The sequence below is a fragment of the Achromobacter sp. genome, assembly GCF_032113835.1.
GTDB lineage: Bacteria > Pseudomonadota > Gammaproteobacteria > Burkholderiales > Burkholderiaceae_B > Achromobacter.
Map to the genome: position 1 here is coordinate 1 of NZ_DAMCTG010000150.1, position 6692 is coordinate 6692.

Sequence of the window (6692 nt, forward strand, 5' to 3'; positions counted from 1 at the left end):
TCAGGCTTTTATTGCTCAAAACCCCGCAGGTATCCCCTGCGGGGTTTTGTCTTTGCGGAGTTCCACATTGTGGCGTTCAAATAAGAAACCCCTCGCGGCTGGCGCCGCGAGGGGTTTTGTTTTGTCGCTTACCTGGATGCCGCGCCGCGCTGGATTTGTCTGTGTCGCGCGCTTGTCAGAGCGGGCTGCGAGGTCCGCCAACGTATTCCTGGCGGTCGATACCGTGGCGTTGGAGTTTGTCGTAGAACGTCTTGCGGGGAATGCCTAGCGCTTCGAGTGTGGCTTTGATGTCGCCGCGGTGGGCGGTGAGAGCATCGCGGATGATTTGAGCTTCGACCTGCTCCATGCGTTCGGGAAGGCTGAGCGAGCCGCCTTGCGTCGGGGTGGACTCGGGGGCTGGGCTGTTGAGAACGCCGAGCACGAAACGTTCTGCGAAGTGCGCGAGTTCGCGCACATTGCCCGGCCAGTCGTGCGTCATCAGGTGCTGGCGGATCGAGGCGGGCATGTCGGGGATGTCGCGCTGGAACCGGCGCGAGGCATGGCCGAGGTAGTGGGCGAAGAGCAGCGGGATGTCTTCGCGGCGTTCCCGCAAGGGCGGGAGGCGGATCGTGACGACGTTGAGGCGGTAGAACAGATCTTCGCGGAACTTGGCGCGGATGGCGGGGCTACCCAGATCTTCTTTTGTGGCGGCAACAACTCGCAGGTCGAGATTGCGGACTTCGTTGCTGCCGAGTGGGGTGATCTGGCGAGATTCGAGCACGCGCAGCAGCTTGACTTGGACTGCGAGCGGCATGCTTTCGATTTCGTCGAGGAACAGTGTGCCGCCGCTGGCGTGCTCGATGCGGCCGATGCGTTTCTTTTGCGCGCCTGTGAAAGCGCCGGGTTCGTGACCGAAGAGTTCACTTTCGATGACGCTTTCCGGCAAAGCGCCGCAATTGATGGCGACAAGTGCGCGGTGCCGGCGGCGACTTAGGCGGTGTAGTGCGGTGGCGACGACTTCCTTGCCGGTGCCGGTTTCGCCCTCGACGAGCACGTCGACATCGGCGTCCGCGATGTGTCGCAAAGTTTGCTTGATGCGCTGCATGGCGGGCGTGGTGCCGATGAACGGCACCTCGTCGGCTTCAACGGCGAAGGCGGCTTCGCGAAGGCGGCGGTTTTCGAGGACGAGGCGTCGCTTTTCGGCGGCGTGGCTGATGGCCGCGACCAGGCGGTCGGCCGGGTAAGGTTTGGACAGGAAGTCATATGCGCCCTCCCGCATGCATTGAACCGCCGTGGCGATGTCGCCGTGGCCGGTGATCAGGATGACCGGGATATCAGGATCGATGGCGCGTAGCCGTTGGAAGAGCTCGAGCCCGTCGATATCGGGCATGCGGATATCCGTAACAACCACCCCGTCGAAGTGCCGGTCCAGGGCCGGCAACGCAGCGCGGGCGCTGGCGTGCGCCGCGACCGAGATACCGTGAAGCTTCAGGGTTTGCTGGGCGGCGCGGCGCAACTCGTCGTCGTCGTCGATAAAGACGGCGTGGGGCGCGACGGACCGCTGCATGCGGTCGTCGGTGACGTCGGCGGACTTTACGGCCTTTGAGGGATTGGGGCCATTTGCGTCATCAACGGCACCTGCGGCATCGGCGATCTCTGCGACCTTTGCGGCATTCTGGGCATCTGCAGAATTTGAGGCGGTTTCGGTTTCGGTTTCGGTTTCGGTTTCGGCTTCGGCGGCGGAGGACTGAGGATCAGGGGCGCGCGTCATGATGAGTACTCGGTTCGTGGCGTTTATCCGGCGCTTTGCGCAGGGTCAGGATGAACAAGGCGCCGGTGTTCGGCGCACGGGGGGACGACAAGCGGGCATCGTCCGGCCGTGCAGCGCGAAGTTCGCCACCGAATTCGGTGACGATGTCCCGGCTGATGACGAGGCCCAGGCCCATGCCGTCGGGCTTGGTCGTGTGAAAGGGGGTGAAAAGGTGCGCGCGGGCTTGGTCGGACAGGCCCGGGCCGTTGTCGTGAACGTGTAATTGCACCGTGTCGCCGAGGTCTTGCAGGGCGATGACTATCCGGCCGCTCTGGGCGCCTTCCAGCGCCTCGAGCCCGTTCTGCAGCAAATTGACCAGCACCTGCTCGAGTCGGACCCGGTTGGCCTGTACGCTGCAGTTCTGGTTGCGAGGCGGGCTTTGCAGCGTAACGCCCTGACGGCGGGCGCGCGGGCCCACGAGGAGGATCGCCCCTTCCAGGGCCTCCATCAGATCGGTCGGCCCCACCGTCGCACCCGCCTTTCGCGAGAAGGCGCGAAGCTCGCCGGTGATGTGGCCGATGCGATCGGTCAGTGCGGCGATGGTGCTCAGGTTTTCCTGGACGGCATTTTCGTCTCGGCGCCTCAGGAATTCGACGGCATTGTCGGCGTATGCGCGGATGGCGGCGACGGGCTGGTTGACCTCGTGCGCGACGCCGGCCGCGACCTGGCCCAGCAATGCCAGCTTGCTGGCCTGGACCAGTTCGTCCTTCATGGTGTGGAGTTGGGATTCGGCGCTTTGGCGTTCGTCCATCTCGTCGACAAGCTTGGCGTTCACGTCGCGCAACTGCGCCGTGCGCTCGTCCACGAGCGCCGCGAGCTGTTGTTGAATTGCGGCCTGTTGCTCGGCGCGTTCCAGGTTGCGATGACGGCGGTACAGCACCACGCCGATCAGCGCGGCGAGCACGCTCTGCGTAAGCAATGCACCGAGTTGGGCATTGGCGCTGGCCTGGTTCATAACGGCCTGCACCGGAGACAACTGGTGCAGCGTCCAGCCGGGCGATTCGATGACCGGCAGGGTGGTGTGCAGCAACGGGGCGCCGGCGGCGGCGCGGGGCAGCGCGTCGTCGGTGCGGATGAGTTGGCCGTTGCTGGCAGCTTGCAGGGGCGGCGTGACGGGGAGCGGCTGGAATTTCGCATCGCCAAATTGCAGGCTGGTGCGCAGGGTCTCTGCAAGGGCGGGCGGGAGCGGCGCCAGCACCCTGAAGCGCCAGTCCGGGATGTTGCCCAGCAGCACCACGCCGTGTTCGTCGGTCACGAAGATGACGGCGTTGGCCTGCCGCCAATCGGCCTCCAGATCCCGGAAGTCGACCTTCAAGACCACCACGCCCAGCATTGCGCCCTGCGCGTCGTCGACACGCCGCGACAGGTACAGGCCCGCTTCGTGGCTGACGGTGCCCAGTGCGAAGTGTTCGGCCGAGCCGTGCAGGACCGAGCCCTGGAAGTAGGGGCGGAATTCGTAATCGACGCCGACGAAGGTGGCGGGCTCGCGCCAATTGCTGGCGGCGATGGCCAGGCCTTTCTTGTCGAGCACGTAGATGGCCGAAGCACCGACGCCGCGGCTGAGCGCTTCAAGTTTTTCGTCCAGCGCCTCGATCTGCCTTGAACTGGCCCCTTGAAGCGCCGCGCGCAGGTCGACGTCCTGGGTCAGCACAAAGGGCAGCGCCCGGAATATGTCGAGGTTGTTGCGCAGTAGGGCCGCGTTGATCTGGCCGGTGCTGCGGGCCTGGAGGGCGGCCTCGCGCAGCGCCCCGTCGCGCGCCCACTGCGTGGCCGCGTGCAGCGTGATCGCGACAATGCCGACAGCCAACAGCGTCAGGGCCACGCGCCACGGCCAGGACCAGGCGCGGGGAGAGGCGGGCGGGGGAAGGGGTGAGGAAGAGGAGCCGTTCATGGTGTGCGGTTTTCCGCACATTCTAACGGGTTTCTGTGCGGAGTTTCGCCTGTTGCTGCGACCTGCTGGCCAGGCAGGCATTGCGAAAACCCCGCAATTTCAAAGGCTTATCTGAAACGATGCACGGCGGGCCGATCTGGCATGGGTATTGCATATATACCGGCAAGCCGCGCGGCTCATCCCCGCGGTGAAATCGGCTGGCAGCAGGAACGCATGGCCATAAAACAGATAACGCCCCGACGTCGCACGCGCCACGCTGCGCGGAGCAAGGGGCCTTGGTGGGGACAATCCCAATGATCGAAGTGGATCACAGCGCGCCCGCGCGCAAGCTCAAGTTCTATCAAATCCTGTATGTGCAGGTGATCTTCGCCATCGTGGTGGGCATTTTGCTTGGCGCATTCAAGCCGGAACTCGGCCAGCAGATGCAGCCGTTGGGCGACGCCTTCATCAAGCTGGTGAAGATGATCATTGCACCGGTCATCTTCCTGACCGTGGCAACCGGCATCGCCGCCATGAGCGACCTGAAGAAGGTCGGGCGCGTGGCCGGCAAGGCCATGCTGTATTTCCTGGTGTTCTCGACGTTGGCGTTGGTCGTCGGCATGGTGGTCAGCCATATCGTGCAGCCCGGCGCCGGCATGCACATCGACCCGACCACGCTGGATCAGAAGGCCGTGTCCGGGTATGTCGCCAAGGCGCATGACTCGACGATCACCGGCTTCCTGATGAACGTGATTCCCACGACCATCTTCAGCCCGTTCGTGGGTGGCGACATCCTGCAAGTGCTGTTCGTGGCGGTGCTGTTCGGCATTTCGCTGGCCATCGTCGGCGAGCGCGGCAAGCCGATCCTGAATTTCATGACGGCGCTGGCGCAGCCCATCTTCAAGATGGTGGCGATTCTGATGAAGGCCGCGCCTATCGGCGCCTTTGGCGCGATGGCGTTCACCATCGGCAAGTACGGCATCAAATCTGTCGTGAACCTGGCGATGTTGGTCGGCACGTTCTACGCGACGTCGGTGCTGTTCGTCGTGGTCGTGCTGGGCCTGGTTGCCCGCTATAACGGCTTCTCGATCTTCAAGCTGGTCCGCTACATCCGCGAAGAACTGCTGCTGGTGCTGGGCACGAGCTCGTCGGAAGCCGCTCTGCCCACGTTGATGCAGAAGATGGAACGCGCCGGCTGCTCGAAGTCGGTGGTCGGCCTGGTGGTGCCCACGGGTTACTCGTTCAATTTGGATGGCACCAACATCTACATGACGATGGCCGCGCTGTTCATTGCGCAGGCCTGCGACATTCCGCTGTCGCTGGGCGACCAGATCCTACTGCTGCTCGTGGCGATGCTGAGCTCGAAGGGCGCGGCTGGCGTGACCGGCGCGGGCTTCATCACGCTGGCGGCCACGCTGTCGGTGGTGCCTTCGGTTCCCGTCGCCGGCATGGCGCTGATCCTGGGTGTGGACCGCTTCATGTCGGAGTGCCGCGCCCTGACCAACCTGGTGGGCAATGCGACCGCCACCGTGGTCGTCGCGCGTTGGGAAGGCGAGCTGGATCAGGAGCAACTGCATGCCACCCTGGACAGCGCGGGCACGCCTGCAGCGTCGCAGGCGCAACCGCAGCCGCAGGTCGCGATCGGCGAACCTGCCCGCCAGAGCTGAACACCTGCGCCGCGCAGGCCTGGCGGCGCATGATCCATGGCCTGCGCCGTATCGCGCAGGTCAAAAAATCCCCCGAAGCCTTGCGGCGCGGGGGATTTTTTCTTGCGGGCCGAAAAGGTGTCAGGGCACCTGGATGCCGGCCTCGCGGAGCAGGTTGGCGGTTTCGAACAGCGGCAGGCCCATCACGCCGGTGTAGCTGCCGGCGATGTGCGAGACGAACGTTCCCGCCAGGCCCTGGATGCCATACGCGCCCGCCTTGCCGAAAGGTTCGCCACTGTCGCAATAGCGGCCGATTTCGTCTTCTTGCAAGGCGCGCATGCGGACTTCGGTGATGGAGACGGCTTCCAGCAGTCGGTCGCCGTTGCACACCGCCACCGCGGTATGGACTTCGTGCGTCGCGCCGGACAGCGCGCGCAAGATGCGGATGGCGTCGTCGCGATCTGCCGGCTTGCCCAGGACCTCGCCCGCCAGGATGACGGTGGTGTCGGCTGCAAGCAGGGGCAGGACGGGCATGTCGTGGGCGCGCATCCAGTCGCGGCCACGCAGCGCCTTGTCCCGGGCTGTGCGCTGCACGTAATCAGCGGCGCTTTCGCCCGGATGCTGCGGTTCGTCCTCGCCGGGCGGGGCCGGCACGAGCAGGACCTCGTGCGCCAGGCCGATCTGGTTCAGCAACTCGCGGCGGCGCGGGCTGGCCGAGGCGAGGTACAGGCGGGGGGAGGAAACGGTGGGATTGGCGGTGTCGGTCATGCGAAGCAGGGCAGGCGCCGCCGGGCGGCGGTCACGCGCGGTGGTAGGGGTGGTTGGTCATGATGGCCCAGGCGCGGTAGAGCTGTTCGGCCAGGACCACGCGCACCATGGGGTGGGGCAATGTGAGGGACGACAGGCGCAACTGGCCGCTGGCGGACGCTTTGAGGGCGGGATCCAGGCCGTCGGGACCGCCGACGAGAAACGCGACATCCTGCCCGCCCGCGCGCCACTGTTCGAGCTTTTGCGACAGCGCCATTGTGGTGAGGTCGCGGCCGCGTTCGTCCAGGGCCAGGCGCAGCGCATTGGCGGGCAGGGCCGCCTCGATGCGCTTGGCCTCGGCCGCCATCATCTGGGCCGGGGTCTTGCCGGTGGTGCGGGGTTCTGGCTTGATCTCGCGAAGTTCAAGTGCGCAGTCGGCCGGCAGGCGCTTGGCGTAGTCGTCCCAGGCGGTCTGCACCCAGTCCGGCATCCGCGTGCCCACCGCGACGACGATCAGCTTCACGGGGTGTTCAGTCTTCGGTGTCGTCGTAACCGCTGACGCTGTCGCTGGGGACAGGCGCGACGCGGGTCGATTCGGGCAGGAGCTTCACGCGCACCGGCTTGCCGCCCCAGATTTCTT

Annotated in this window: 5 protein-coding genes and 1 pseudogene; 1 reads left to right on the top strand and 5 read right to left on the bottom strand. The window is 65.4% G+C overall.

What is annotated here, in order from left to right; translation table 11 throughout:
- Nucleotides 1–175 precede the first annotated feature (175 nt).
- Nucleotides 176–1546: a sigma-54 dependent transcriptional regulator gene (locus RT697_RS26525; RefSeq protein ID WP_313702617.1), complete on the bottom strand. Its 1371-nt coding sequence runs from the start codon at nt 1544–1546 to the stop codon at nt 176–178.
- A 187-nt stretch (nt 1547–1733) separates the two neighbouring features.
- The gene (locus tag RT697_RS26530) at nt 1734–3680 is read right to left on the bottom strand and encodes an ATP-binding protein (protein WP_313702614.1); all 1947 of its coding nucleotides are present in this window, start codon (nt 3678–3680) and stop codon (nt 1734–1736) included.
- A 293-nt stretch (nt 3681–3973) separates the two neighbouring features.
- Here RT697_RS26530 and RT697_RS26535 point away from each other — a divergent pair, with 293 nt between their 5' ends.
- Entirely contained in the window at nt 3974–5326 is a 1353-nt protein-coding gene (locus RT697_RS26535; RefSeq protein ID WP_313702615.1) for a dicarboxylate/amino acid:cation symporter, read from the top strand.
- Nucleotides 5327–5446: 120 nt separating this feature from the next.
- On the opposite strand, the gene RT697_RS26540 is transcribed toward RT697_RS26535, so the two are convergent.
- From RT697_RS26540 to RT697_RS26550, 3 genes and pseudogenes are all read right to left on the bottom strand, one after another.
- Complete coding sequence (locus tag RT697_RS26540) at nt 5447–6073, bottom strand: nucleoside triphosphate pyrophosphatase (protein ID WP_313702616.1); 627 nt, start codon at nt 6071–6073, stop codon at nt 5447–5449.
- Nucleotides 6074–6104: 31 nt separating this feature from the next.
- A complete protein-coding gene (gene rlmH, locus RT697_RS26545; RefSeq protein ID WP_056315576.1) occupies nt 6105–6575 on the bottom strand; it encodes a 23S rRNA (pseudouridine(1915)-N(3))-methyltransferase RlmH in 471 nt (156 codons plus the stop codon).
- A 7-nt stretch (nt 6576–6582) separates the two neighbouring features.
- A pseudogene (locus tag RT697_RS26550) lies at nt 6583–6692 on the bottom strand (ribosome silencing factor); the annotation flags it as partial.